1 protein-coding gene is annotated in these 1,357 nt (G+C 53.2%); it reads left to right on the top strand.

Features of this window, described 5'->3' with window-relative positions; genetic code table 11:
- Window positions 1–19: 19 nt before the first annotated feature.
- A partial coding sequence (locus ACQKIP_RS47525) for a KAP family P-loop NTPase fold protein (RefSeq protein WP_427745878.1) occupies window positions 20–1,357 on the top strand: 1,338 nt, incomplete at its 3' end.

The raw sequence follows: 1,357 nt of genomic DNA on the forward strand, positions 1-1,357 counted from the left end.
CAACCTAACGGCGAACATTCTGCACGAAACAGAAGAAGTGGAAATCGTCGAGTTTAATCCATGGTTCTTTTCAGGAACCGATCAAGTAATTCGCTTTTTCTTCGATGAGATAGCACGGCAACTGAGGAGCGAAAGGAGTCGGAAGAAGCGGCTGAAGGATGCCACTGCCAGCATAGCCGAAAAATTCAATAGGTATTCCGTATCACTGTCACCCCTCAAGTTCATACCTGGGGCTGGCACCATCATAGACACCGTTCAGAAAACATCTGAAGGGGTAACCGAAGCATTCAGTGCCAGCATCCATGAACAGCGCATCGAGATTTCCGAAGCATTGAGCAATCTCAACGGGAGAATCGTTGTTCTAATTGACGATATCGACAGGCTCACTCGCCAAGAGATACGCGACCTGTTCAGGCTGGTCCGCCTTAACGGATCATTCCCAAACGTCGTCTACCTTTTGTCTTTCGACAGGAAGGTCGTGGAGAACGCGCTGACCGAGGAAGGTATCGATGGTGCGGCCTACCTCGAGAAGATCGTCAAGACCTCCGTTGAAGTTCCGCCAGCTGCGGACGAAGCACTCGCATCCGTTCTCCGCCAAGGAATGCAAGAGGCAATGTCTACTATACCCACACTCCATCTGGGCGAGGATCGCTTTCCGGATGTGTTTTGGCAGATCGTCAGGCCTCTTTTCAGCACCGTAAGAGACGTGAAGAGATTTCTTTCATCTCTCACGCTGACCGTTCGATCCGCAGGCGACGAAGTTGCTTTGCCGGACTTGATTACCCTTGAGGCAATTCGTGTACTGCGTCCCGCCGCACACGATCTCATAGCTCAAAACGTGGCCACCCTGACTACCGTCCATGGATGGCAAAGCGATATGCGGAATCAGGCAGCACTTGCTTCTGATTCGGAACGCATAGGAGCCTTGGTGGACGCTCTGCCCGACAGCGTAGGTCGGGCACTCATCAAGTACGTCTTCCCGGCTGCGCAACTTCACACCGAAAACATCTGGCATGGACATGACTCAGAACAAGCATGGCGACGGGATCGAAGGGTGGCTCACACGGAGGTCTTGAAGTACTACCTGCATCGTGAGCTTCCCTCCGGTACCGCACCAAGCAGTCAAGTCGACGCCATTTTTCATGCGGCATGCGAAGAGCGGGCGTTTGAAATCGCACTGGCACAGGTGCCGGACCACTACCTAGAGGATACGCTGGATCGCTTCCTCGCTTATGCTGATGGAATAGATAGCGACCGAATCCCGATGGTGGCCTCTGCCCTCCTGAAGCTGTTTCCCCGCTTTAGCGAAGAGTCGACCGGTATGTTTGATTTTGGGCGCGACTACACGATCCTACGG

The organism is Streptomyces sp. NPDC059900, assembly GCF_050270335.1.
GTDB lineage: Bacteria > Actinomycetota > Actinomycetes > Streptomycetales > Streptomycetaceae > Streptomyces.